The organism is Achromobacter sp. ESBL13, from assembly GCF_036668755.1.
Taxonomy (GTDB): domain Bacteria; phylum Pseudomonadota; class Gammaproteobacteria; order Burkholderiales; family Burkholderiaceae_B; genus Achromobacter.
In genome coordinates, this window is sequence record NZ_JAZEVT010000004.1 from 248057 (window position 1) to 274441 (window position 26385).

At 66.8% G+C, this 26385-nt stretch carries 19 protein-coding genes; 10 read left to right on the top strand and 9 right to left on the bottom strand.

Annotation, left to right across the window (positions count from 1 at the left end; translation table 11 throughout):
- From V6F88_RS17915 to V6F88_RS17930, 4 genes are all read left to right on the top strand, one after another.
- The gene (locus tag V6F88_RS17915; RefSeq protein WP_332611143.1) at positions 1–1176 is read left to right on the top strand and encodes a hypothetical protein; all 1176 of its coding nucleotides are present in this window, start codon (positions 1–3) and stop codon (positions 1174–1176) included.
- Positions 1177–1186: 10 nt separating this feature from the next.
- Positions 1187–1909, top strand: coding sequence for a ferritin-like domain-containing protein (locus V6F88_RS17920; RefSeq protein WP_332611145.1), 723 nt, complete (start codon positions 1187–1189; stop codon positions 1907–1909).
- Positions 1910–2074: 165 nt separating this feature from the next.
- The gene (locus V6F88_RS17925) at positions 2075–2893 is read left to right on the top strand and encodes a glucose 1-dehydrogenase (RefSeq protein WP_332611147.1); all 819 of its coding nucleotides are present in this window, start codon (positions 2075–2077) and stop codon (positions 2891–2893) included.
- A gap of 3 nt (positions 2894–2896) precedes the next feature.
- Positions 2897–4717, top strand: coding sequence for a glycoside hydrolase family 15 protein (locus V6F88_RS17930; RefSeq protein WP_332611148.1), 1821 nt, complete (start codon positions 2897–2899; stop codon positions 4715–4717).
- Positions 4718–4727: 10 nt separating this feature from the next.
- Here V6F88_RS17930 and V6F88_RS17935 read toward each other — a convergent pair whose 3' ends face one another.
- Together V6F88_RS17935 and V6F88_RS17940 are read right to left on the bottom strand one after the other, a co-directional pair.
- Entirely contained in the window at positions 4728–5294 is a 567-nt protein-coding gene (locus V6F88_RS17935) for a sugar O-acetyltransferase (RefSeq protein WP_332611150.1), read from the bottom strand.
- Between the two features lie 116 nt (positions 5295–5410).
- Positions 5411–6550: a GGDEF domain-containing protein gene (locus V6F88_RS17940; RefSeq protein WP_332611152.1), complete on the bottom strand. Its 1140-nt coding sequence runs from the start codon at positions 6548–6550 to the stop codon at positions 5411–5413.
- 354 nt (positions 6551–6904) lie between these two features.
- Here V6F88_RS17940 and V6F88_RS17945 point away from each other — a divergent pair, with 354 nt between their 5' ends.
- Positions 6905–7399 (top strand): response regulator, encoded by a 495-nt coding sequence (locus V6F88_RS17945; RefSeq protein WP_332611153.1) that lies wholly within the window; start codon positions 6905–6907, stop codon positions 7397–7399.
- Between the two features lie 13 nt (positions 7400–7412).
- Here the strand turns inward: V6F88_RS17945 and V6F88_RS17950 are convergent, their stop codons facing one another.
- Positions 7413–12824 carry an autotransporter domain-containing protein gene (locus V6F88_RS17950; protein WP_332611155.1) on the bottom strand — a complete coding sequence of 1804 codons (5412 nt, stop codon included), beginning with the start codon at positions 12822–12824 and terminating at the stop codon, positions 7413–7415.
- A 331-nt stretch (positions 12825–13155) separates the two neighbouring features.
- Between V6F88_RS17950 and V6F88_RS17955 the strand changes: the two genes are divergently transcribed.
- Entirely contained in the window at positions 13156–14958 is a 1803-nt protein-coding gene (locus tag V6F88_RS17955) for a tetratricopeptide repeat protein (RefSeq protein WP_332611156.1), read from the top strand.
- 40 nt (positions 14959–14998) lie between these two features.
- On the opposite strand, the gene V6F88_RS17960 is transcribed toward V6F88_RS17955, so the two are convergent.
- Together V6F88_RS17960 and V6F88_RS17965 are read right to left on the bottom strand one after the other, a co-directional pair.
- Complete coding sequence (locus V6F88_RS17960; protein ID WP_332611157.1) at positions 14999–15760, bottom strand: SDR family NAD(P)-dependent oxidoreductase; 762 nt, start codon at positions 15758–15760, stop codon at positions 14999–15001.
- 23 nt (positions 15761–15783) lie between these two features.
- On the bottom strand, positions 15784–16518 hold the full coding sequence (locus V6F88_RS17965) for an SDR family oxidoreductase (protein WP_332611159.1): 735 nt from the start codon (positions 16516–16518) through the stop codon (positions 15784–15786).
- A gap of 164 nt (positions 16519–16682) precedes the next feature.
- On the opposite strand from V6F88_RS17965, the gene V6F88_RS17970 reads away from it, so the two are divergent.
- A complete protein-coding gene (locus V6F88_RS17970; RefSeq protein ID WP_332611160.1) occupies positions 16683–17648 on the top strand; it encodes an AraC family transcriptional regulator in 966 nt (321 codons plus the stop codon).
- A gap of 10 nt (positions 17649–17658) precedes the next feature.
- Here the strand turns inward: V6F88_RS17970 and V6F88_RS17975 are convergent, their stop codons facing one another.
- On the bottom strand, positions 17659–19320 hold the full coding sequence (locus tag V6F88_RS17975) for an arylsulfatase (RefSeq protein WP_332611162.1): 1662 nt from the start codon (positions 19318–19320) through the stop codon (positions 17659–17661).
- A gap of 73 nt (positions 19321–19393) precedes the next feature.
- On the opposite strand from V6F88_RS17975, the gene V6F88_RS17980 reads away from it, so the two are divergent.
- From V6F88_RS17980 to V6F88_RS17990, 3 genes are all read left to right on the top strand, one after another.
- Complete coding sequence (locus tag V6F88_RS17980) at positions 19394–19621, top strand: hypothetical protein (RefSeq protein ID WP_332611164.1); 228 nt, start codon at positions 19394–19396, stop codon at positions 19619–19621.
- Between the two features lie 34 nt (positions 19622–19655).
- Positions 19656–20204 (top strand): anti-virulence regulator CigR family protein, encoded by a 549-nt coding sequence (locus V6F88_RS17985; protein ID WP_332611165.1) that lies wholly within the window; start codon positions 19656–19658, stop codon positions 20202–20204.
- 169 nt (positions 20205–20373) lie between these two features.
- Positions 20374–21426 carry an FUSC family protein gene (locus V6F88_RS17990; protein WP_332611166.1) on the top strand — a complete coding sequence of 351 codons (1053 nt, stop codon included), beginning with the start codon at positions 20374–20376 and terminating at the stop codon, positions 21424–21426.
- On the opposite strand, the gene V6F88_RS17995 is transcribed toward V6F88_RS17990, so the two are convergent.
- The 3 genes from V6F88_RS17995 to V6F88_RS18005 form a co-directional block, all read right to left on the bottom strand.
- Positions 21416–23560: a PIG-L family deacetylase gene (locus tag V6F88_RS17995; RefSeq protein ID WP_332611167.1), complete on the bottom strand. Its 2145-nt coding sequence runs from the start codon at positions 23558–23560 to the stop codon at positions 21416–21418. The genes V6F88_RS17990 and V6F88_RS17995 overlap by 11 nt on opposite strands.
- 218 nt (positions 23561–23778) lie before the next feature.
- Positions 23779–24489, bottom strand: a complete 711-nt coding sequence (locus V6F88_RS18000; RefSeq protein WP_332611168.1) for a hypothetical protein — start codon at positions 24487–24489, stop codon at positions 23779–23781.
- Between the two features lie 5 nt (positions 24490–24494).
- A complete protein-coding gene (locus V6F88_RS18005) occupies positions 24495–26222 on the bottom strand; it encodes an alpha/beta hydrolase (protein ID WP_332611170.1) in 1728 nt (575 codons plus the stop codon).
- Between the last annotated feature and the right edge of the window lie 163 nt (positions 26223–26385).

Below are 26385 nucleotides of genomic sequence, written 5' to 3' on the forward strand. Positions count from 1 at the left end.
ATGATCAACAACTTATGGGACAACGCCGGAGTGCCGCTGGAAAAGCAGCGATTCACCTGGGCGGAAATGGCCGGCAAGCCGATCAGCAAGTTGGACGATGATGCGTTCACGCGCGTGCGGATCATCTTGCTGAACGGGCTGGAGCTGGACGCGCTGCGGCTCAAGCACATTGCCAGCCGCTTCAACGAGCCGCTGCGTGTGCCGTTGGCGCAACTGCGGCGGGTCGAGCAGCATCAAGCCACGATGATCAATTGGCTGCTATCGGCCGACCATTCGCCGCTTGAGACCACCATCGCGTACGAGCAGGTGGCCATTGAAGTGACGGCGGCGGTGGCGCAGGCCGAGCCGGACCCGTATCAGGCGCAGAGTTATCGCTATGGCCTGCTGGAGGACTTTGACCATCTGTACCGCTACAGCGCGATGCTGGATCGGCTGGAAGGCAAGGACGCCAACAATATTCTTCAGGGCTATACCGACATCGTGCCCGGCCGGCCCACCCTGGACGAGCATCGCGCGCCCGAGGACGACGTCAGGCATTCGTATCAGCGCCAGCAGGCGGCGCTGTTGACCAAGATGCACGCCACGTTGATCACGGCGGCGGAATACCAGACGCATGACTACTACATGAACATCGGGCCGCTGTTTGCCGACCCGCTGGCACGCCAGCTGTACGCCGAGATCGCGTCGGTGGAAGAGCAGCACGTGACGCAGTATGGGTCGTTGCAGGACCCGGATGAATCGCTGTTGGAAAAATTGCTGATCCACGAAGCCACCGAAGTCTTCACCTATTACAGCTGTGTGGAGCAGGAAACGAATCCCAGGATCAAGGCCATCTGGGAACGCTTCCTGGACTACGAGCTGGGCCATCTGTCGATGGTGAAAAACCTGTTCAAGCAGATCGAACGGCGTGATCCGGAAGAGGTGCTGGGGTCGGTCATTCCGTCGCCGCTGAAGTTTGCGCCGCAGCGCGATTTTGTGCGCGCCGTGCTGGCCAAGGAAACCGGCTTGCGCGCCAAGGGCACCGCCTACGTGCCGGGCGATCAGGAAAGCCAGGCATCGGTCGAAGCGCGCGGCATCCTGAATGCGTCCGGGTCGCCCAGCAGCATGGTGTCCGCCGGCTACGTGTGGACGCCGGGCACTGAACTGAACCGGCGCGCCGAACGCCCGCAGCAATAAGGAGCCAACCATGGAAAAAGCCACCAAGACCGGGATGAATCGCACCGGCATGCAGATGGCGCCCGTGCAGGGGCCGATGCAAGTGAAATTCGCGGTCGACCAGGGCCCTTCGCCGGGCGGCATGCAGGCGGCCGTCGCGCAGCGCACGGCGGCCATCGTTTCCGCCGGGCGGCTGGGGTCGGTGCCGGTGCCCGCCACGGGCAAGGGCGTGCTGACCACGGTTGCGGGCAAGCTGACCGGCCGCAACCCGGAAGTGTTGATCGACAAGCTTGGGCAGCGGGCGGCGTACGAGCGGTCGGGTGTGCGCCTGTACGAAGCCATGCTGATCAAGGTCGAGGCCGACCGCGATGACCGCAACACGGGCCTGCGCACCGACCTTATCAAGATCCGTGACGAGGAAGAGGCGCACTTTCACATGCTGGTCGACGTCATCGAAAAACTGGGCGCGGACCCCACGGCGCAGACCCCGGGGGCCGATGCCAGCGCGATGGCGTCGATGGGACTGGTGCAAGTGTTGACCGACCCGCGCACCAGTATTTCGCAAGGCCTGGAAGCGTTGCTGACCGCTGAACTGACGGATCACGCGTCTTGGGAACTGCTGACCGAACTGGCCGAGCAGCAGGGCCAGGACGACCTGGCGGCCCAGTCGCGCGAAGCCGAAGCGGCCGAGGCGCGGCACACGACGATCATCCGCCAATGGCTGCGGGAGTTCGTGGCGCGCGAGGCGACCTGATGGGCAGGTATCGGGCGACGGCTGAGGCGGGCATAAGAAGCCGTCGCACTGCCGGGGCGGTTGATGCGCACGCCGCTCCGGGACTAAGCTGGCGTCTGGCTATCGACAGCGGCAAGCAGGTTCACCCGGCATCGGACCGAACCTGCCCGCCTCAAGGAGAGCAGCATGCGGCATGCGGTAGATCTGTCCGGGCGCGTGGCAATCGTCACCGGCGCCAACTCAGGGATCGGGCGCGGTGTTGCGCTGGAACTGGCGGCGGCGGGGGCGCGGGTGGTGGTCAACCATCGGCCTAACGAAGACTCCGAGCGGCGTGGCCTGGACGTCGTGCATCAGATCGTCGATGCGGGGGGCCTGGCGGTGGCGGCGGCCGCCGACATCAGCCGCGAAGACGATGTTGACCATTTGTTCAGCGTCGCGGCGGAACATTTTCAGCGCGTCGACATCCTGGTCAACAACGCCGGCATCGAACAGCCGGCCGCCATTCAAGACATGACGTTGGCCCAGTGGCAGAAGGTGATCGACACCAACCTGACGGGCCAGTTCCTGTGCGCCCGAGCGGCAGCGCGGGTATTCCTGAATCAGCAACCCCCGCCAGGGCCGGACGAGGCCGCCGGCAAGATTGTCTTCATCAGCTCGGTCCATGAAGTGATTCCGTGGGCGTTTCAGGTGAACTACGCGGCGTCCAAGGGGGGCGTGTCGTTACTGATGCAGTCCTTGGCGCAAGAGCTGGCGCCCATGAAGATCCGCGTCAATTCCGTGGCGCCGGGCGCCATCCGCACACCGATCAACGCGCCGGCATGGAACACGCCCGAGGCCCTGGAATCATTGCTGAAGCTGATTCCGTACGGCCGCATCGGTGAACCCAAGGACGTGGCGCGCGCGGTGGCGTGGCTGGCCAGCGACGACTCCGATTACGTCACGGGCTCGACCTTGTTCGTGGATGGTGGCATGACGCTATACCCCGGCTTTCGCGGGGCGGGCTAGGCCATGTCCAAACGCATCGAGGACTATGGCCTGATCGGCAATATGCTGTCGGCCGCGCTGGTGGCGCGCGACGGCTCGATCGACTGGTTGTGTTTGCCACATTTCGATTCCCCCGCCTGCTTCGCGGCCTTGCTGGGCAACGACAGCCACGGGCGCTGGTTGCTGGCGCCTGACGGCGCGGGTCACACCAGCACGCGCCGCTACCTGCCCGACACCGCGGTACTGGAAACGCGCCACGAAACCCCGGACGGGGTGGTGCGCGTGTACGACTTCATGCCGCTTAGCGACGACGAAGAACGGGTGGACGTGGTGCGCATTGTCCAGTGCGAGTCCGGGCAGGTGGACATGCGCATGGAGCTGACGCTGCGCTTTAACTACGGGCAGGCGGTGCCGTGGGTGCGGCGGCGCGATTACGGACTTAGCGCCATCGCGGGGCCGGATGCCGTCGAGCTGCATACAGCCGTGCCGCTGCAAGGGCGCGACATGAAAAGCGTGGCCGAATTCCGGGTGCGCCAGGGCGAGACGGTGCCGTTCACCCTGTCTTACCACCGCTCGCACAAGACGCCGCATTTTGTGCCGGATCGCATGGAAAGCATGGACCGCACGATTGCCTGGTGGCAGGAATGGGCCAAGCGCTGCCACTGGGAGAACGGGCCCGGGCGGCGGCGCGATGCGGTGGTCAGATCGCTGATTACGCTGAAGCTGCTGACGTTTCAGCCCACGGGCGGCATCGTTGCCGCGCCCACCACGTCGCTGCCCGAGCAATTGGGCGGCACCCGCAACTGGGACTATCGCCATTGCTGGCTGCGCGATTCCGCACTGACGCTGTATGCGCTGCTGAATGCGGGTTATCGCGAAGAAGCCGAGGCGTGGCGGCAATGGCTGTTGCGCGCGGCGGCGGGGCACCCCAACCAGCTACAGATCATGTATGGCATCGCGGGCGAACGCTGGCTGCCCGAGCACGATATTCCGTGGCTGCCGGGCTACGAGAACAGCGCGCCGGTGCGGCTGGGCAATGCGGCGGCGGGGCAGATGCAGCTGGACGTCTATGGCGAACTGATCGAAACGCTGCACGCCGCGCGCGTCGCGGAACTGGCGCCGCTGGCCGAAGCATGGCGCATGCAAAAGGTGCTGCTCAAACCGCTGGAAGAACTGTGGCGCAAACCCGATCACGGCATCTGGGAAATGCGCGGCCCGCCGCGCGCGTTCACGCATTCGCGGCTGATGTGCTGGGTGGCGCTGGACCGCACGTTGAAGTCGTGTGAGCGCTTTGGGCTGGAAGGGCCGGTGGACCGATGGCGCGCGCTGGCCGCCGAGATCCGCGACGACATCTGCACAAACGGCTACGACGCCCAGCGCAATACGTTTGTGCAGTACTACGGCGGCACGGCGTTGGACGCCAGCCTGCTGCTGATTCCGCAAGTGGGGTTCCTGCCGGCGGACGATCCGCGCGTGACGGGCACCGTGCAGGCCATTGAGCAGGAACTGCTGCGCGGCGGCTTGCTGCTGCGCTATTCCACCGAGCGCAGCGACGACGGCCTGCCGGGCGATGAAGGCGCGTTTCTGGCGTGCAGTTTCTGGCTGGCCGACGCCTACATCATGCAGGGCCGCCTGGATGACGCGCATCGTTTGTTCGACCATCTGCTGTCGTTGCGCAATGACCTGGGCTTGCTGGCCGAGGAATACGATGTGGCGCGCAAGCGGCTGGTGGGCAACTTCCCACAGGGGTTTTCCCATATCGGGCTGGTCAATACCGCGTACAACCTGAGCGCGGCGGGCGGTCCGGCGCACCAGCGATCGTTCCGCGACGCGCCGCAGGACTGAGCAAAGGGGCTTAACGGCCGATGGGCCGCGCCGGGTTGCCCGCGACCGTGGCCGACGCTGGCACGTCCCGCGTGACGACGCTGCCCGCGCCGATGATCGCGTTGTCGCCCACCGTGATGCCGGGCAGCAGGATCGCCCCGGCACCGATCCACACGTTGCTGCCGATGCGAATGGGCCGGCCAAATTCAAGACCTGCCGCGCGCGCGGCCGCATCGCGGGGGTGGTCCGCCGTCATGATCTGTACGGCGGGGCCGATCTGTGTGCCGTCACCGATGTGGACGTCGGCCACATCCAGGATCACGCAGTTGAAATTCATGAAGACGTTGGTGCCCAGGTGGATGTTGCAGCCGTAGTCGCAATGAAACGGCGGCCGCACCACCGCGCCGCGCCCCACGGTGCCAAAGCGTTCGCATAGCAGCGCGTGGCGCTCGGCGGCGGGCGCGGCCAGGGCGGCGTTGTATTTGACCATCCAGGTTTTGGTGGCGGACTGCTCGGCCTGGATGTCGGGGTCCGTGGGATCGTAAAGATCGCCGTTCAGCATTTTTTGAATTTCAGCGCCGGGACGTAGGCGGGGCATGGCGGGTCCTTGTGCGGTAGGAATGACGCGCTTGGCCCTCAGCAAGCGTCGTGCCCAAGCCGGCGGCGCGGGCGCGGCCGACGAAATACAAGCAGGCGCCCCAAGCGGCCCGAGCGTCAGGCGGCGACCTGGTTGCGGCCCGCTCTTTTGGCGGCATACAGCTTTTCGTCGGCGCGCTGGAATAGCGATTGCCAGTTGTCGGCCCCGGTCGCCGCCGCCACACCCAGGCTCATCGTCACTGGCGAGGCCCCGTCGGGCGCGCGCACCGTGTCCGCGACAAAGGCCCGCAGCCGCTCCGCGCAGCGCACCGCTTCCTGGAAGTCGGTGGCAGGCAGGTAGATGGCGAACTCTTCGCCGCCGATGCGCCCCAGCAGGTCGCGCTTGCGTACGGACAACGTCAGCGCCCGCGCGACGTCTTTCAACACCGCGTCCCCGGCGCTGTGGCCGTATTGGTCGTTGATGCGTTTGAAGTGATCGACATCGCCAACCACCAACGCAGCCGGTTCCTGACCGCCCTGCTCGAAGGGGCGCATGCGCGTCTCGAAGCCCCGGCGGTTGAGCAGGCCCGTCAACCAGTCTTTCTCGCCTTCATGCCGCACCTCGTCGATGGTGTCGGCGGCCACCGCCAGCAACAGCGTGATTGCCAGGCCCACGCTGAAGACGGCCAACGACAACTGCAACCACTGCCAGAACGGGGAGTCGGCAAATGCCAGCGGGCCGTTGGGTGCGTGCGTGCCGATGCTGAGCAACGTGCGCGGAAAAAAATGCAGGCCGAACGCCAGCAGCACCACGAACAGGGCGGTGTCGATGCGGCGCCCGGCGGACGCCCGGCGCATGCGCAATGCGGCCAGCGACAGCAGGGCGCCGATGCCGATGTTCAGCACATAGACCCGCACCAGCAGATTTCGGTCGATATAAAAGAAGTACCAGAGCGCCGTCAGGATGACGGCGCCAAAGGCCAGGTACACGCGCCAGGGCAGCCCCCGGCCGACGCGGTTCAGGATGCCTTGCGTGGCGGCGCAGACGGCCGCCGTGTACAGCATGCCGGACACCAGGGCGTTGGCGCCCGAGTCGCGCGGCACGTACAGGATCTGTGACGTTGCGCCGACGGCGAACAGGCCACAGCCCGCTGCCAGATAGAGAAGATAGGTGCGATGCCGGAAGGCGCACCAAATGCCAACAAATGTAATGCCGAAAACCACCACCAGGGTAGGGGCAATCAACGACAGGGTGATTCGAACCTGGGCACCAACCATATAAGCATCCTGAAGAACCCGCACGTGCGTGCAAGGCACCGGCCAAGGGTGGAATGCTACCAAGGGTGCGCGTCGGCCATACGCCGCGTTTGCGAAAAGCCGGGGGGCGGGGCGCCGTCCGGGCGTGGTTTCGTCCCGATACAATTCCTTCAAACATGAACGACCGGCATGGCCTAGGATTCCGCCTTATACCGCCCGCCATCCTCTTTTGCGTACGCTTGAAAGCGCCAAAAGTCAGGAAACGTCGCGAGGCCTTTCCCGCCCCTTATCGCCATGCCGCCCCAACAATGGGCGCCGGTGTACCAGCCTGGGCGGCCAAACATACGAACGCCGCGCCAGGCGGCATTGAACACCATGACGAAGATTCTTGTTGTCGATGATCAGCCGACGCTGATCGAGCTGTTAAGCGAATTCCTCGGGGACGAAGGCTACGAGGTAACGGGCCACACCGATGGACTGACCGCGCTGCAACAGATGCTGGCCGTGCGCCCCGACCTGGTCATCACCGACTTTTCCATGCCCGGCATGCACGGCGGCGCGCTCCTGACCGCCATGCGCGAAAACGCCTACCTGTGCGACACCCCCGTGGTCGTGTTGAGCGGCCGGCCGGAATACGAAGTGGACGAGGCCTGCGAAGGCTATGCGGTCTACCTGCGCAAGCCGGCAGACCCGACCGACGTGCTGGCAGCCGTGCGCCGCCTGGCGCCCGCGCCCGCGCCCGCCGCGCCCACGGTAGCCGCCGCGCCCGCGCGCCCGGCGCGTCTGCGCAGCGACGCGGACGATCTGGCCGCCCCGCTGCGCCAAAACACGGCAGGCGTCTCGCACGGATCGGCCGCGTACTTCGCGTAACGCCGGTCGTTCTTTAAAACCGGTAGCGCACATCCAGCGTGCCGGTGTTCTGCCGGTTGCCGTCCCCGAATTGACCGCCGTAGCTGACGCCCACCGTGGTGCGCTTGCTGACGTCAATTCCCACGCCCACTTCCACCACCGCCGCGTCGCGCGCCACGGGCGCGCCGGTTGCCGTGAACGTGTCGCCGCCTTGGGCAAACGCCAGCACGCTGGCCGGGTTCAAGTCGCCGAACGCATGGCGCCAGCCGAGCGTGCCGCGCGCATAGCCGCGTGCGCCCGCGCTATCGAACGTAGTCAGCGCGTGCAGCCCGACGGTGGTCGTGGTGACGTCGTTGCGGCTGCTCTGGCCGCGCAGCGCCGCGTCCCCGCCCGATTCCGAAAAGCCGCGCGTGTGCAGGTCGCTGTAGTTGGCGGCCACGAAAGGCTCCAGCGTCAGACGGTCGTGCACAGGCACGGCGTAGCCCAGTTCCGTGAAGACCTGGCCGGTGCTGGCGCCGTAGTCGGCCTTTAGCGTCTGGTTCAGTCCGGCGGCGGCGGTGCCGCGGCGCGTGTCCACCTCGTGCCAGGTATAGGCGGCGCCCAGACTCAGATTGATCTTGCCGGCCCCGGCCTCGAACGCCTTGCCGCCATAGACCGCGATGCTGTAGCTGTCGGTGTCCGCGCTGGACGCACGGTCGCGGGTGCGGCTGTTGCTGTTCGCGTAGCCGACCGCGCCGCCCAGGCGCCAGCCGCCGCCTACCGCCGCGTCCCCGCCGATGGTTACCCCGGCATCGGATTGCGTGGTCTTGGCCGCATTGCCGTCACCGTCCAGCGTGGTCCATTTGCCGAACACCTGCGCCCACAGCGGTTGCGCGGCCGACTGCGGCAGCGAGGCGGCGTCGCCCAGGCCCAACTGGGCAGTGGGCGCGCCGGGAATCTGCCCGGCATTGAGGTTGGCGTGCAGCCGCGCCATCGGCATCTGCGTGAACGCGCCCGTCACGTTTTGCAGCACCGACACCGTGCTGGCATGTGCTTCGCCGGACAGCGCGTTGAACGCCGCGGGCGGCGCGCCGTTGGGCAGGTTGAGAATGTGCTGATACAGCGCGCTGTTGGCCGGCAGGCTTTGCAACGCACGCGCCACGCCACGCTGATTGCCGGTGACGGCGGCATCGGCGAATTCGATGGGGCGCGTGCCGCCGCCATTGCCGTTGTCGCCACCACCGCCGCCGCCGTTGCCATTGCCGTTGTCGCCACCCCCGCCTTCGGACGGCACTTCTTTCAGCCTCACCACCAGGTCCACGCGGTTCGCGTCGTAGGACAAGGACGGCGTCAGAAAGGCCAGGTTGCTGGAGAGGGTGTCAAAGCGCCCCTGCACGCCATTGTTGGCGGCAAGAATGGTGTAGGTGGTGGAGGGCGCGTAGTTGCCGTTTTCACCCACTTGCACGACTGAGCCGTTCAACGTGGCCGTGCCGGCGACACGCACGCTGCTGCGCTGGCCGTTGGCGGCGGTCGCCACGCGGTAGGTCGCGCCGGGCTTGAAGATAAGGTCGCCCGCGACGTTCATGCTGCCCAGCGGGGTGGCCGCGTTGCCGGGCGACAGCGTGGCGCCTGATCCGATCGTGACGTTGTTCAAGGTGCCGGTGCCCGACAGCGTGGTGCCTGCCAAAGCCTGCACGCGGCCGCCCAGCTTGCCGTCCACCTGCAAGGCGCCGCCCGACAGTTGCAGGGCGCCGGTGTAGGCGCTGCTGTCGCCCGCCATGGCCAGCGTGCCCGCGCCCAGTTTGCTGGTGGCGCCCGCACCGGACAGCGTGCCGCTGTAGACCGTGTCGTCCGACCGGTTGAACACCACGCTGCCCTGGTTGGCGATGTTGCCGGTGACCCAGCCGGTCGTGCCGCCGTCGCCCACTTGCAGCGTGCCGGCATCAACGTAGGCGCCGCCTGCCAGCGAGGTCTGTCCGGTCAGCACCAGCGTGCCCGTGCCGCTTTGGCGTAACTGGCCCGCGCCGGTGATGTCGCCATTGAAGGCCAGGCGGTCGCTGCGCTTGAACACAAGCGTTGCGCTGCTAGCCACCGCGACGTTGCCGGTGAGACTGCCCGCTACCGCGCCGTCGCCCACCTGCAAGGTGCCCGCTTGCACCGAGGTGCCGCCGACATAGGTGTTGCTGCCGCCCAGCACCAGCGTGCCCGCGCCGAGCTTGGCCAGGCTGCCGTTGCCGGTCAATGCCTGGCTCAGGGTGTACGTGTTGCCCGCGTCGGCGATATCGAATCCGCCGCCCGCCGTGCCCAGTGTGATGTGGCGCGCGGTGTTCTGAAAAGCGGTGCCGGTCACGCGCAGCGTGCCGCCCTGGAAGTCCAGGCCGGCCCCGGGCGCGCCCAGGTTGGCATCGGTGGAAACCTCCAGCGTGCCGGCCGTCAATTGCGTGCGTTGCGTGTAGGTGTTGGCGCCGTTCAGCACCAGGGTGCCCAAGCCCGTCTTGTTGATGCCCACGCCGGTCAAGGTGTTGTCGATGGTGGCCGTCCACGCCGCCGACGCCGCGCTGCCATTACCCACGCGTATCTCGCCCGGCGCGCTGGGCGTGGAGCCGGTCACCGCCAACGACGAACCGGTCAGCCGATAACCGTCGCTGGCGAACTGAATGCCTTGGGCGGTGATGGCGCCGCCGGTGTCATCGACCGTCACCGTGCCGGCAGCCCCGCCAAAGATGGCGAAGGCGTCGGCCGGATAGCGCGCGGCGGTCAGGCTGCCCGTGGCGTCCGTCCAGACGGCGCTGGTGGTCGACCAGACGCCCGACCCGCCGCCCATCTGGGTGGGGCTGGCCAAGCCGTTGGCGTTCCAGAGGTTCAGCGACAAGCCGGTGGCGTTGATCAGGTTGATCTGCTTGGCACCGGCAAGGGCTTGCAGCGTCATGCCTGTGGAAGTGACCAGGCCGCCATGACTCAAGGTCAATGTGCCGGTGTAGTCGAACAAGCGGTACAAGCCCAGGCCTAATCCGCCGGCATCCAGCACGGTCAACTGCGCGCCGTTCAATTGCAGGTCGCCGTTGACGCTGACGCTATGGCTGACGCCCGGCGCACCCAGGCTGAATTGCGCCTGAGACCCCTGCGCCATCGACAGGTTGCCGTTGACAGTAAACACGCCGGCAAGCGCGCCGGGGGCCAGGCGACCTCCGGATTCCACCGTTACGTTGCCGGTGACCTGCCCGAATCCGCCTAACGTGGCGGCGTTGCGCACGGTGATGTTGCTGTTGACGCTGGCGCTGCTGTTGGCCGCGCTGGAGCCGACCATCAGCGTGCCACCGTTGACCTGCGTGTCGCCGGTGTAGGTGTTGACGCCATTCAGGTCGAGACTTGCCGGCCCGTCCTTGACCAGTCCGCCGGCGCCCTGGATCGAGCCCGCGTAGGAACCCGAATTCACCATCGCGCTCAGACCCAGCAGCACGTTGCCGCCGTTGCCGTTCAGCGAGGCCAGTTGCTGGCTTGCCGCCGATGCCAGATCCAGCGTTGCGCCGGTGTTGACCGTGACGGCGGAGTCCGGAAACAGGCTGCCCCCGGGGCCCAAGGCCAGCGTTCCGCCGTTGACGGTCAGGCCGCCGGTAAAGGCGCTGGCGCCGCTAAGGGTCTGCCTGCCCGAACCCGCTTTGACCAGCGCGCCCGCGCCGGCGATCACGCCGCCAAAGTCGGCGTCCTTGGGACTGTCCAGCGTCAGCGTTGCCGATCCCAACTGCACGAAGGCGCCGGAGCCCGCAAGCGTGGTCAACGTCTGATTGCCGCCGTTGCTCAGGTCCAGCGTGGTTCCGGAGGCCAGGTTGATGGCGCTGCTGCCCAGGCCGCCGCCCGCGCCTACCGCCAAGGTGCCGGCGGCCACGGTGGTGGGGCCGGTATAGGTGTTTGCGCCGGTCAGCGTCAGCTTGCCCGCGCCTGCCTTGGTCAATGTGCCCGCGCCGGACAGCACACCGGAATAGGTGCCGGCGGTGGCTTGCTGGAACGTCAGCGCGCCATCGTTGGCGATATTGCCTTGCAGGTTGCGCGTGTCGCCTTGCAGGCTGGCGGCTGCGCCGATGGCGGTGCCACCGGTGTAGCTGCTGGTGCCGCCAAGCGTGATGGAGCTCGTGCCCTGGACGTTCAGCGCGCCCACGCCCGAGACGTCGCCCGCCAGCGTCAGGGCTTGGCCCGCCGTGATGCGCAACCCGGCATTGCCAAGCTGGACGTTGTTGCTCATCGTCTGGTTGGCGGTGCCCACGGCCAGTGCGCCGCCGTTTGCCACGATCGAGGCCGAGCCGAACACGCCGCCGTCTTGAAGGGTGGCCAGCCCCCCATTCAGTTCTACGTTGCCGCCATTGGGCAGAAACGCGCCGCTTAACGTCCAGCTGCCGCTATTGATGCGCAGCTTGTCGAAGTTGATGTAGGTGTCGCCGGATGCGGTGCCCACGCCGCCATTGCCGCTGTCGGTGCCGGCCGATGGCAAGACGTTTTGCAGCACCAGCGTGTCGCCCGCGCCCGTGCCGCCGTCGATCTTGCCGGGGGGCGCAAAGCTCAGGCCCGGCATGTCGTCGACGGCCAGATCGGCGGTCGCGGCGTTCGGGCCACGCAGCACCAGCGATCCCGTTACCGCGGTGTAGGTGTTGTTGCCGCCCTGACCCAGCGATACGCCGCCCACGATCGTTCCCGCGTTGTCGAACAGGTGACCTTGGCCCGGCGTGCCGGAGGCCTGGAACCCGACGCGCCCGATGATGACGCCCGTGCTTTCGTTGACGAAGCGCACTTGACCCCCCCCATACGCCGCGATTACCGGCAAGTTGGAGGTTTCCGTGATCTGGCCGCTTCTCGGAACGCTACGGATCATGCCGGCGTTGCTCAGTTGGCTTACCCCACCGGTTCCGTTTTGCACGGCCAGCGCCATGCCTTGCACGGTGGGAAACGGAACAGACGCGCTGACCACGCCGCCCAGTATCCCGGTCGCCAGGTTACTGACGCTGATCGCGTTGCCCCTGCCGCTGCTGTTGCCGATCACCAGGCCCGACGATGCTGTCGCGACGGGGCCGAACAGATTGGCGTCGATCCGGCCTTTATTGCTGACCGTGATTTTGTCGCCGCTCAGCCGCATGGCCGTGCCGCCCAGGGCCGGGTCTACGCCTACGGTGGCGTTCTCCTCCACCCGCACATTCAGCACGTTCGAGGCGCTTGCATAACCCGGGGCGCTGGGCAGATCCAAGCCTTCGCAAGTCACGATGATGAGGTCTTCAATGCACTCGGCCTGAACCGCCGTGCTGACGCTGGACAATCCAAGCGCCAGCGCAACGGCGGCGGCCGCCGCATAAGGCGGCGCGCTGGTCGCGATGCTGCTGGTCGCGGACGAGCTGCCACCGCGCGATTGCGACGCCAGTTCCGATGCGGCCTGCCAGACGCGCAATTTTCGGTTCCATACCAATCGGTAGATGTGATTCAAAATGCGGTCCTCCGGGGCTCTTGGGGCGTGCATTCCGTCAAGCGCGACCGCCGCGTTCACGCGCGCAATTCCGTCGCACGGCGCCGGGCCATGCGTGCGATTTTTGGAATGATCAGGGATGGGTAGGGGAATTTCGGGTCAATAAATACTCGATGTTCCAGCCCGCCAATCGGGGGAAAACAAAGGAATTTCCGGCGCTTTTCCGCAGCGTGACGTGTACGGCCAAGGCGGGCGCGGCGCCGCGGCGCGCTTGGCGACATTCATGCTTAACGTTTGGCCGTCGGCGTAGATAATGTTGCTTTCCCAACCTTGTCCCTGTGGGCTTGAACGCGTGGACCAGACCACCCCTGCCGCCGTCCCCGTCCTGACCGTCTCCGCCGCGCTGAGCCAGGCCTATGCGCATTGGCAGGCGGGCCAGGCGATGCAAGCCGAACAGCTTTCCCTACGGGTGCTGGGCACGGTGCCGGACCAGCCTGACGCGCGCCATCTGCTGGGGCTGATCGCCCATGCCTATGGGCGCGCGGACGTGGCGGTTGATCACCTGCGCGCCGCATGCCGGTCCCCGCTGGCGCCGGCCGCCTACCACAGCAACCTGGCTGAAATATGCCGCCAGCTAGGCTTGCTGGACGAAGCCGAACACGCGGCGCGGCGCGCGGTGGCGCGGGAGCCGCAGGGCGCCGAAGGGTGGAACAACCTGGGCATAGTCTTGCAAGAGCAGGGGCAGCTTGCCGCCAGCCTGGAATGCCTGCAACGGGTAGCCGCGTTGATGCCCGACAGCCCGCAGGCGCACAACAATCTGGGCAACACGTGCAAGCGCCTGGGCGATAACGCGCAGGCGCTGAAGCACTACGCGCGCGCGCTGGAACTGGACCCCGATTACGCGCAGGCGCTGGGGAACCTGGCGTTGGCCTTGCATGACCAGGCCCGCCACGACGAAGCGCTGGCCGCCATTCTGCGCGCCATCGAGATCGACCCGTTGACGCCCGAATGGCATCGGCATCTGGCGCGCATTGAAGCGGCGCGAGCCGAGCTTGCCGGCCGCTACGCCGAGGCCGAATCGTTGCTGCGACACGCGCTGGCGAACGATGCGGACAACATCATGCTGCTGCGCCAGCTGGCGCAGGCCATTCGGCCGTTGGGCCACACCGACGAAGCCCGCGCGATACTTGAAAGCATCGTGCGCGCCACGCCCACGGATGCGGGCGCGCGCTTTGATCTGGCCGAGCTGCTGCTGTTGCAAGGCGACTACGACGCGGGCTGGCGCGAATACCGCTTCCGCTATCGCATGCCGCACACCGCGATGCGCAGCCGCCCTGTGCAAAAGCCGCGCTGGGATGGGCAACCCATTGCGGGCAAGACCTTGCTGATTCATGACGAGCAAGGCTATGGCGACACCTTCCAGTTCTTGCAACTGGTGGCGTGGGCGCGTCAGCGTAGCGGCGCGCGCATCATTCTGGAAATCAACGATGCCTGCCACGACCTGGCCGAACGCAGTGGCGGCTTCGACCAGATCATCCGCGCCGGCACGATACCGCCCGCGTTCGACCTGCATTGCGAATTGATGAGCCTGCCGCTGGCGTTGGGTCTGCGTCTGGCGGACTTGCCGGCCAGCACGGCGTACCTGCGCGCCGACCCGTTGCGTGTGGAGAGATGGCGTGCACGGTTGGCGGGCTTGCCACGGCCCTGGGTCGGGCTGGTGTGGGCGGGGCGGCCCAGCCATCCGAACGATGCGCAGCGCTCGTTGACACTGGCCGATCTGGCGCCGCTGGCGCAACCGGGAATTAGCTTCATCAGCCTGCAAAAAGGCGCGGCGGCAGCGCAGGCGGACACGCCGCCCATCGGCATGGCGATGGTGTCGCCAAGCCAGGACATCAATGACTTCGACGACACCGCCGCCCTGATGACGCTGCTTGATGTGCTGGTCTCGGTGGACTCGTCGCCCGCGCACCTGGCCGGCGCATTGGGCTGCCCGGTGTGGACCATGCTGCCGTACGTGCCGGACTGGCGGTGGTTGCAGGAACGCGCCGATACGCCGTGGTATCCGTCGATGCGGCTGTTTCGTCAGCCCGGCCCGGGCGCGTGGGGGCCGGTGCTGGACGAGGTGGCGACGGCGTTGCGCGCGCTGCGGTCTTAGGCGGGCTCGGGCGGGGCTAAGACAGGCTTAGGCGGGCTGCCTACTTCAACGCCACGCTCATGCCGCCATCGGCCATGACCACGGCCCCGACGATGTAGCTGGCCTTGTCCGACGCCAGGAACGCGATGACCTCGGCGATTTCGCTGGGATGCGCGGCGCGCTTGATCGGTGCGCTTTTGCCGTGCTCCGCCAGAAACGCCTGCCCATCCTCGTGGATGTGGTTGGTGATGTTGGTGACCGCATCACCGGACCCGACCGCGTTGACGCGGATGCCGTGGTCGATGGCTTCCAGCGACATCGCGCGGGTCAGTTGCGCCAACGCGCCCTTGGACGCCGCATAGGCCGCGATGGTCGGAAAGGCCTGGTAGCAGGCGTAGGACCCCACGTTGACGATGGCGCCCGACCCGTTCGGCATCATGGCGCGCAAGGCCTCGCGCGAGAACAGGAACGCGCCGGTGGCGTTCACTGCCTGGATGCCGTTCCAGTCGTCCAGGCTCATGTCCACGACGGGCTTGTTGATGATGATGCCGGCGTTGTTGACCAGGATGTCCAACTTGCCGAAGTGCTCGATGGCGGTGGCCACGGCCTGCGACGCGCTGGCCTCGCGCGCCACGTCCGCCACCAGCGGCACGATGCCCGGGCGCGCCAGCGCCTGCACGTTGTCGCCACGGTCCACGGCGATGACGCTGGCGCCCTGGGCATGCAGCAGTTCGGTGGTGGCCAGGCCGATGCCGCTGGCGGCGCCTGTCACGATGGCGACCTTGCCGGAAAAAGTCCTGGATTCCGTTGTAGGGGTAGTCATGGCATTCACTCCTTGAAAGAGAATCAGTAGGGGCTGGCGGTGGGACGCAGCACGATTTCGCTGACGTCCACATCGGCCGGCTGCGCAATGGCGTAGGCCACGGCGCGCGCGATGGCGTCGGGCGTCATCGCAATGCGGCGGAACTCGCGCATGGCCTGGCGCGCGGTGTCATCGCTGATGGTCTCCGCCAGATCGGACTCGACCACGCCGGGGCAGATCACCGTCACGCGGATGCGGTCGGATTCCTGGCGCAGCCCGTCGGAAATGGCGCGCACCGCATACTTCGTGGCGCAATACACGGCGGCGGTGGGCGACACCGACAGTCCGCCGATAGACGAGATATTGATGACCTGACCGAAGCCCTGCGCCTCCATCGTCGGCAGCACGGCGGCGATGCCGTACAGGACGCCACGGATGTTCACGTCGATCATGCGGTCCCACTCATCGACCTTCACGGCGCGCAGCGGCGACAGCGGCATGATGCCCGCGTTGTTGACGATGACATCGATCTTGCCGAAGCGGTCCAGGGCAAAGCGGGCGAAGGCGTTGACGCTGTCGGCCGAGGTCACATCAAGCGCCTGGTAGATAACGTTGTTGCCGCCCGCGTCCAGCTCGGTGGCCAGCGCGGCCAGGCGGTCGGTGCGGCGCGCGCCGATGACAAGACGATGGCCTTGCGCGGCCAGCATGCGCGCCGTGGCTTCGCCGATGCCGCTGCTGGCGCCGGTGATCAAGACAACTTTCGATTGGGGGGTATTCATGTGCCTATCTCCTGAAGTTGAACAAGGGGGTGAGCAAGGGAAACGCGTTGATGGAATCTTAGGTTTCGGGGCCCCGGCGGCGAATACCCGTAACGATGCCGGTATTGCCTATTCCTATTGAATCGGGATGAGCGGGGGGCGAACGCGGTTGTAGAATTCCGTGCATGTGGACCCCGGCAAAGGACGGCACCGTGGATACCGATCGGAAATTGGCTTCGCAAAGAATGGCCAGCCTGCTTGAGCGGCTGGCGCCCAACGAGGGCTACACGCAGTCGGCGCTGGATGGCGTGCGCTTCATGCGGTCGAACCGGCCGCTGGGCCGTACGCCCGTGCTGTACGAGCCCGGCATCGTGATCGTGTGCCAGGGCCGCAAGGTGGGTTTTCTGGGCGACGAGGTCTATGTGTACGACGCGCAGCACTATCTGGTGCTGTCCGTACCCTTGCCTTTTTCAACGGAAACCGAAGCCAGCGAAGCCGAGCCGATGCTGGCGGTGTCGCTGCGGCTGGACCTGACCGAGCTGACCGAATTGATCCTGGCGATGGACGACACGCCGCCCTCGCAGACCGCGCCGCTGGGCATCGTGTCCACGCCGCTGGATGCGGATTTGGCCGATGCCACGCTACGCCTGTTGCGCGCGCTGTGTTCCCCCGTGGAAGCTCGGGTGCTGGGCCCGGCGCTGCGGCGCGAGATCCTGTTTCGGGTGTTGAGCGGCACGCAGGGCGAGGCAATGAAGGCGGCGCTGGTGCATCAGGGCCGTTTTGGCCGGGTGGCGCGGGCGCTGCGCAAGATCCATGTCGACTTTGCGCAACCGCTGGACGTGGGCAGCCTGGCGCAGGAAGCGGGCATGAGCATCCCCGCCTTTCACGCCAACTTTCGCACCGTGACGCAGACCTCGCCCATTCAATACATCAAGTCGACGCGCCTGCATCAGGCGCGGCTGATGATGATTCGCGACGGGCTGACGGCCGCCTCGGCATCGGCCCGCGTGGGCTACGAAAGCGCGTCGCAGTTTTCCCGCGAGTTCAAACGCTTTTTCGGGCGCACGCCGGTGGACGAGGCAAGAGACATGCGCGCCTCGTTCGCGCTGTCTCCCGCCGCGTCGTTAAACGACTATTCCGGCGCGCACTGACCGGACGTCTTCAATTGCCGGACGGCATGGGCAGCGTAAAGCCGTCCTTGGCCAGGCTTTCACGGATGTACTGAAAGCGCTCGTACTGCGACAGCGTGATGGGGCCGTTGTAGACCTCGCTTTGCGCCCTGCGGGGCGGGTATTTCACATAAGTCTTCATCAAGTCAGCCGCGGCCGCGTTCATGGTGGGCAGCGTCCAGGTTCTTTCGGTGACGTTGCTCATGAAGATGTCGTAGCGTTCTTGCGGGTCGGCCCACAGGTCGAACACCTGGGGTACCGCGGCCACATAGGATTCCGGACCCTTCCAGCCCAGATTCGTGTCAACCGCCAGGCCGCCCGTCTTCACACCGTTGTCGCCCCGCAGGTTGAACACGGCCTTGTAGTTGCCCACGCGTATCGCGCCCGGCGACAGTTCGTTCTCCGTGAAATAGAACCATGACTTGCGGTCCGACTTGCCCGTGCCGAACAGCACCGGCGACATGTCATAGCTGTCGAAGACAATCGGCTTGTCGGCCCGGTCGTTGACGGGCAGCTTGATGCCCGCCACGGAGGCAAAGGTGGCCATCAGGTCCAGCCCGCCCAGGATGCTGTGGTCTTTGGTGGCCGGCGCAATCTTGCCCGGCATCCACGCAATGGCGGGGACGCGGTTGCCGCCTTCGCGCACGGTGCCCTTGGTGCCCCGGAACGGCGTGTAGCCCGCGTCGGGGTAAACGTCCTGCCAGGCGCCGTTGTCGGTGGTGTAGAAGACCAGCGTGTTTTTGTCCAAGCCCAGCTCGCGGACCTTGTCCATGATGCGTCCGATGCGCGCGTCCAGCTCGACGACGGAATCGGCGTACTTGCTTTTCGACAGGGATTTGCCGATGTAGTCCGGGTCCGGCATGTTGGGTTGGTGCACCTTCATGAAGTTGATGTTCATGAAGAAAGGCTTGTCGCTTTTTGCGTTGCGCTCCAGGTAGTCCAACGACGCTTTTTCAACGTAGCGGTCAAAGAACGGAATGCCGACCACGCCTTCCTTGCCGTTGACCTCGGGGGTGTCGACGTACTGCCCGTTGATCTTGAATTCCTCGCGCGCCGTTTCGCCAGCATTGCCCGACAGCGCACCGCGCGTGACCTTCTGGAACATGGCGCGCAATTCGGGGTCCATGTCGGGGAACCAGGTGGGGTCGGCGTACGTGTAGGCGTTCAGGTGATACAAGCCGGCGTACTTCATTTCGTCATAGCCTTGCGCGTTGGGCAGCGAATAGTCCGCCTCGCCCAAATGCCATTTGCCGCTGAAGAACGTTTTGTATCCGCCCGTTTTCAGCACGGACGCCAGCGTCCATTCTTCCTTGGGCAAACCGCCGCCCTGGCCCTGGAACGCAACGGTGGTCATGCCGCTGCGATTCGGGATGCGGCCGGTCTGCATGGCCGCGCGCCCGGGGGTGCAGCTGGGCTGCGCGTAGAACGAAAAGAAGGTCATGCCTTCGTTGGACAGCCGGTCGATGTTGGGCGTGGGCATGCCGCGCCCCGCGCCGCCGCCGTAGGGACCCAGGTCGCCGTAGCCCGTGTCGTCGGACACGATAAGAATGATGTTGGGTTTGCGGGCTTCTTGCGCCACGGCCGGCGCGCCCATGGCCGCCGTCGCGATCAATAACGCGGCAAGGCCCGTTGAGTAACTTTGCTGTGTCGCCATGTTCCACACTCCGTCAATAGATCGTTGAATCGACCGTGGGGTGTGTACGACCTCGCGGTCCGGATAGGCCTACATGAAGCTAAAGCATCTCAACGACGTCAGTAGTTGCGCCTGCGTTATTGAGAAAACGATATTTCACCGCCTGTTCGGCGACGTCAACGGAAAAAGTGTCAGCGGAATTATTTACCGTTTGGCTGGTGCGGGCAGCAGGGGCAAACACCGGGTGCCAACCCGCCAAATCGTTACAGCCGCACCGGTGCTGATACACGATAGATTCCCGCTTTTTCGCGCGCGGGAGTAAAACGGCGTTGTTACCGACCAGCCTGGAGCCTTCCATGCGCACGACCGTTCGCTTGTTGACCATTGCCTGTAGTTTGGCCCTGGGGGCGCATGCGTTCGCGGCGCCACCGGACGGCAAGGGCAAGCCTGATAAATCGGATCAAGGCCAGGGCCAGGGGCAGGGCCAGGGGCAGGGTAAGAACAAAGGCCAGGGCAATGCCGGTGACAAGAACGGCAAGTCGAACGCCGGCAACGGTAACGGCAACGGCAACGGCAACGGCAACGGCAACGGCAACGGCAATGGCAAGGGCAACGGCGGCGATGGCTCGTTGCGGCAGGCCGGCATCTCCGTGTCCACCGCGCGCGGCTACGCCACCGAATATCACGTCACCGGTTACGCGCCCCTGCCGCCGGGCATCCGCAAGAACCTGGCGCGCGGCAAACCGCTGCCGCCCGGGATCGCCAAGAAGATGGTGCCCGGCCCCATGCTGGCCCGGCTGCCGGTGTATCCCGGCTATGAATGGCGCGTGGCGGGATCGGACCTGGTCCTGGTGGCGATTGCCACCGCCGTCGTCGCGGACATCCTGGTCAACGTGTTTGATTGATCGGGCGGCATGATGCTTGCTGGTGCATCGGTATTCGATGCACCCGTTTTGCGATTAATCCGTGCCGACTCAATCACGACCCCAAGCCAAGTCCCAGTCCCAACCCCAATCCCCGCGTCCGACGCTGGCCATGCGGCTGCGCAACACCACGGCCTTGTGCCGAGCCCGGATGGCGGAGGACGCCTTTCGCCTGCCGGTGCAAACGGTGGCCGCGGTGCTGCTGGCGTTTGTGTGGATGCGATGGCGGCAGATGCCCGAGATTTCATGGGGCGCGTTTTCCGCGCTGTTCGTCGTGCGCGCCAGCGTGGAGGGCACCGTCGGCGAGGCGTCGGCCCGCGTGCTGGGCGCCCTGATCGGCGTGGTGCTGGGGGTGTCGATGGTGCTGGCGGCGGACGCGGGCAGCGCCAGCCCGGTCTGGGCCATTGTGGGTGGGGTGGCCTGCGCGGCCTATCTGTCGATGCGCTGGCCCATGCTGAGCTACAGCCTGGTCACCGTGACGATCCTGACCGTCACGCCCGACGGCGACATCCTGGGCGGGGCGCTGGACAAGACGCTGGCCATTGCCGTGGGCTCGGCCTCCGGCATCCTGGCGGCGCTGGCCGTGTTGCCCTTGTCGGCGCGGTACAGCGCGCGCTGGAACCTGGCCGCGTCCATCGACGCCTATGGCGACATGCTGGTTGATTGGGCGGCGGCGTTCAATGAAGCGCGGCAGCGCCCACGCCTGCATGACCGGCCCATCATGGAACGGGCGCGTTGGCGCGCGCGCGACATGGTCACGCAAGCCGGCGCGTTTCCGCTGGACAAGCTGAGTTCACGCTTGTCCGTCTATCAATTGAATGAACGTATCGAAGGCTTGTGGCGCACCGCTCCCATCATGGAGCGGGCGGGTAGCTTTGTGTTGTCCGAACGGACCTGCCACGCGCTGGGGCCGGCGTTGCACGAGGTGGCCGCGGCGCTCAAGCAGCAGATCGGCTGCCTGGCCGGCGCGCTGCGCGACGAGGCCTACACGCAACCCTGCCACGTGCCCGCCGCGGCGTTGGTGGCGCTGGACGAGGCCATCGAACAGGCGTTGCGCTGCCCGGACTGCGACGCCGCCGAAAAGCAGGCGATAGGCGTCGTCCGCTGGATCTGGCAGGAAGTGGCCCGGGAAGTGGAAGCCCTGGCGGGCTACCTGCTGGAAGGACACGCCGACGCAGCAGGCCCCGGCGCGCCTACTGCGTGACCGTCTTGGAGGGCGGCGCGGCAGGCGCGCCGGTGGCCGCCGTGGCGGTCGTGGGCGTGGCGGTGCGCGAGGCCTGCGTGGGCATGCGTTCCACCGTCAGCGCAGCGGGATCGCTGGGCGACGGGCGCACCACCACCGTGTTGGCGGCGGCGGGCGTGCCCAGGTTGGGCAGGTCGGCCGGGCGGGCGGTTGCCATGGTGGCGAAGGGGCCGCCGCCATTGCCCGGCACGCCGTCCAGCGTCAGCCGGTCCGCCCACACGCCGTCGCGGCGCGACAGCACCTGATAGCGTTGCGGGCCGCCGGCGCTGCGGGCCACGATGTACACGGCGCCGTCGATGACGTTGAGCGCGGGCGGCGAGGCGGCGTCCGCGTCCAGGCGCGTGGGCTTGCCGTGTTCCACCAGCCACAGCGGCCCACCGGATCGTTCCAGCAGCGCCAGGATGACATTGCCCTGCGCGTCGGCGTGGATGGCCGGGCGGCCGATGAAGGGCACGCCCAGGTCGGCGGGCGCGCTCCAGTCCATGTCCATGTCGGTGGTGTCGCCGGCTTCGATCAGCTTGGTCAGGTGGTTGTTGCCGCGTTGGCGGAAGTAGAGTTCGACGCGGTCTTCGTGGTTGCGGATCGCGGCCAGGCCACCGGCCGCCACGGGCGCGGGCACGTGCCGCCAGGCCTGCCACTCGGGGCGCTTGCCTTTGTCGGCCGGTTGCTGGCGGGTGTAGAACAACTGGCCGTTGGACGTGTTGGCAAAGATCACGTAGCGGCCGTCGGCGCCGCGCGCGGCGGCCGGTGCGCCGGTGGCGCCGTCCAGGGCGGGCAGGTCTTGCCAGGGGCTCCAGCTGCCGTCGATGCCCGATGGCGCAATCCAGTGCAGCAGGCCGTCATAGCCCAAGGCCACGGCAGCGGCTTCGCCGCGCGGGGCCACGGCGGGAATTTGCGTCACGCGCAGGCCGCCCAGTGCTTGCCAGCCTTGCCAGGTGCCGTCGTGGCGTTGCTTGTTGGCCCACACACCGCCCAGCGGGTCGCGCGCCATCAGGCCGGCGGTGCCGTCGGCATGGGTGAACGACACCAGCGGGCCGGTGGTGCGGCCGCCCAGGCTTTGCCAGCGGCGCTGGCCGGAATCCCAGCGGTTGACGGCGGCGTTGGTCTCGCCCGCCGCAAAGACCACCAGGCCGCCGCGCCCGTCCGGATACAGCTGCGGCGCGATGTCCTGGCGTGACACGTAATAGGCGCGCTGCACCCAGGCGGCAGCGGGGCCGGCGGGTTCCTTGCAGCCGCTGGGGCCCGCGCAGTAGTGGTAGTCGTTCCAGGCGTAGTGCTGAAAGATCACCGACTTGCTGGCGATTTCGGATTCGGTCAGGTTGGTGGCGCGTTCCTGGCTGGGGTAGTCGATGTAGCCGGTTTCGGCGTAGTTGCCGGGCACGCGCAACATGGCTTCGCGCGCCAGCCGCGCGCTGGCGATGTGGTCGGGGTGGCCGTGGCCCGCGCAGCGCCAGCACAGCTGCGTGTAGGGCACGGTGATGGTGTCGTCCAGATGGCGCACGGTGGTCGGGCCGTATTGGCGGATCAGTTCGGCCAGCGTGTCGATCAGCTGTTCGCGCGTGTACGTTTCGGGATAGGGACCCAGCGTGTCGACGCTGTGGCCCGGCTCGGATTCCGTGCGGCTAAGCGGGGTCAGGCTGCCCCAGCCCTTGCCCAGCCACGGATCCTTCAAGCGCATGTGCCACAGCTGTACGCGCGGATTGTCCTGCAAGGTAAAGCGCGCGATCTGGCGGCTTGCCGCGATGCCGGTATCGGCTTTCCAGACGTCCGGTTTGTGGGCCATGTAGGCGTAGGCGGCACGCACGCCGCGCTCGCGGCCCAGCATGTAGGTGTCGCCTTCGCCCGCGTCGCTGGCGGTCAGGTAGACCACGCGCACGCAGCCGCCCGCTTCGACGTTGGAGGCAATGTCCGGGTTCATGAACAGCAGGTCGTCGTCCAGATGCGCGACGAACGCCAGGTCCTTGATGCCGTGACACTCTGCCAGCGTGGGCGGAGCGGCCAATGCGGGAAGGGAAGTGAGGGTGGCGGCCAAAGCGGCGGCCGTGCAGCAAAGCGCCCGGCGTAGCGGGCGCAGCATGTCCATCAAGGCGGGCATAGAAGGGCGCGGCCAAGGGGCCGCGCGGCAAGAAGCTTAGGTTGGAAGAAAGACTGCAAAAACGGCGCAGCAAAATCGGGCTGCAAAAAATCGGGCTGCAAAAACAGCTCGGAAAAGTATACCGGCGCGCGTGCGGGCGTCCATGCATCGCGCCGTACAGAGTGTTGGATAGGGTGTCGAACTGCAATTCGCGGCCCGGTCGGGCGGCGAACCGTCACCTAATTACACCGCCACTGTCCCCATTCAGGATCCAGTCGGGCGGGGGCGCCGTTCACCCACACCTGCTCGTCGTCCAGACCCGCGGCCGCCTGCGGGGCGACGTCGAACGCGATGCCCAGCGCGCCCGCCACGCGAGGCGCCTCGATGGGCAGTTCCCAGGTAAGGAACCACTGCGACAGGTCGGCGTCGGCGGGATAGTCATGGGCGTCAAAGCGCTGCCCGCCGCGCGGCACAACGGCATGAGGCTGGCAGGTGTCGAACACGATGGCGGTGCCGCGTGTCAGGGGGATGCGGCGACCGGAATGCGGGAAATGCACGTCCAGCCCCTTGTCTTCGCTTACGAAAAGGTTGCAAAAGGCCGCGCCGCCATATTGCCCGCCGTCATGGTGGTAGCGCGCGCCCCGGCAGGCCATCAGCGCCATGTCGCTGTCGGCGAGCACGTTGCCCAGGCCCACGTCGCGCGTCCAGGCGTGCATGGCCTGCACGCAGCGCTTGTAGTCGGGCCAGCGGCGTTGCGCACGGGCCAGGGGCAGGGGTTCCACATCGCCCGGCTCCAGCATCAGGCGCGTGATGACCTCGCGTTGCCAGTCGGCGACCACGTGGGGGGCGGGGGCGGGAATGTCCAGGGTGGCGCTCAGCACCGTCGGGCTGACGCTGCGGCTGCGGATGGCATCGCCGCTGAAATAGAAAGCGGTCAGCAGATCGGTCATATCGGCTAGCCCCCGCGATGCTCGTACGCGGTCTGCGTGGCGTCGCCGTTCGCCGTGGCGGCGCGGGCGCGTTCCATCAGGTGCTGCTTCAGCCGCGCCAGCGCGTCCGGCGTCCAGCCCGTCGCGCCCGTCACCGCCAGCCACGCATCCACGTAGTGCCGCGGCGCATAAACGTGGCCGTAGCCGATGGGCGTCTCGGTGCTGACCGACATATCCAGGGCCAGCTGCAACATCGTCACCACCGGCACCCAGCGCAGCTGCGGCGATACGTCCGGGCCATAGGGCGGTTCCATCCAGGCGGGGCGGCGGTACAGGTCGCGAAAGTCGAAGAACGTGATGGCGTCGCTGGCGTACTGCAAGAACACAATGCGCATCGGGCCCCATGGTGCGTCGGCGGGCACGGGCGAACCATGCTGGTTCATGAAGCGCACGAAAGCGCCATCGCGCAGTTCCGGCAGCCACGCGGGGGAACCCGGGTTGCGGGCGTCGGTAATGGCGCGCCACACGCGGCTTTCAAACGGCGGACCGCTCCAGAGCGCACCCTGGATAGGATCGCCGATCATTTCGAACAGCTCGGCCGAGCGCGCGGAATTCAGCGCGCCCAGGCTCAGGCCGTGCAGGTAAAGCTTGGGGCGCTTATCTTTTGGCAGCGTGGTCCAGTAGCCGTAGACCTCGGCGAACAAGGCGCGCGCCGCCTCTGATCCGTACTCGGGCTGGGCCAGCAAGGACAGCGGGCTGGACAGGTAGGAGTACTGCAACGCCACGCTGGCCACGTCGCCATGCAGCAGGTATTCCAGCGCGTCCATCGCGGCCGGGTCGATCCACCCCGTGCCGGTGGGCGTCACCACCACCAGCGCCGAGCGCTCAAAGGCGCCCACGCGCTTCATCTCGGCCAGCGCCAGCCGGGCGCGGGCGGCCGGCGTGTCGGCGCCGGGCAGGCCCACGTACACGCGGATCGGTTCCAGGGCGTCCTGCCCCGTGCGCGCGCGGATGTCCTGCGCGCTGGCGCCGGACGCGATGAACTCGCGGCCCGCGCGGCCCAGCTGTTGCCACGCAATCAGGGAATCGGGGCTGCCCGTCTTGCCGGGCGCGGTGGGGCGCGGGCGCTCGGGTTCAAGCAGCGCATCGTATTCGCGAAACGAGGCGTCCAGCACATGCAGCGCCACCCGAAAGAACACGTTGTTGGCCAGCGACCAGAAGATCAGGATGGCGATAGCCGCGCCCGTCACGTTGGCCACTCGGCGTGGCACGACGCGGCGTACCCGCGCGGCCACAAACCGCGTCACCAGCTTGAACAGGCGGCCCAGCGCCAACAGCACGGCGAAGGTGGCCAACGCGGTAAGGCTGACCTTGAAGGGATGCGCGCTGGGCACGGGCGGCATTTCCATCAGCGCGCGGATCGTGTTCTGCCAGGCGGCGGCGCGCCACAGAAAGGCCAGCAGCACCACCGCGCACAGCAGCGTGATCGTGCCGTTGACGATGCGCGCCGCCCGGCCATGTGGCTCGGGCAATTCCAGGTAGGCCCACAGCCAATGCCACAACACCCCCAGCCCATAGCCGGCGGCCAGGCAGGTGCCGCCCAGCACGCCCTGGGTCAGATAGGTGCGCGGCACCAGCGTGGGCGTCAGCGACGCGGCGAAGAACAGCGTGCCCAGCAGCAAGCCCACGCCCGACAGCGATTCCAGGTGCGACTGGAAATAAGCCTGCAGGCGGCGGTGGGGGCCTTGCGGCATGGTGGGGTCTCCGTGGGGGCGGCCCTTATTATGCAAGCGGAACCGGGGCCGGGGCCACGTCGCGGGCGGTGGGACAAAAATTGTTTTTCATCTGACGGACGGCAGCGCCCACGGCCGTGCCGGATCGGTTTAAAACCAATACAGTGTTTCACGGGCCGGCGGC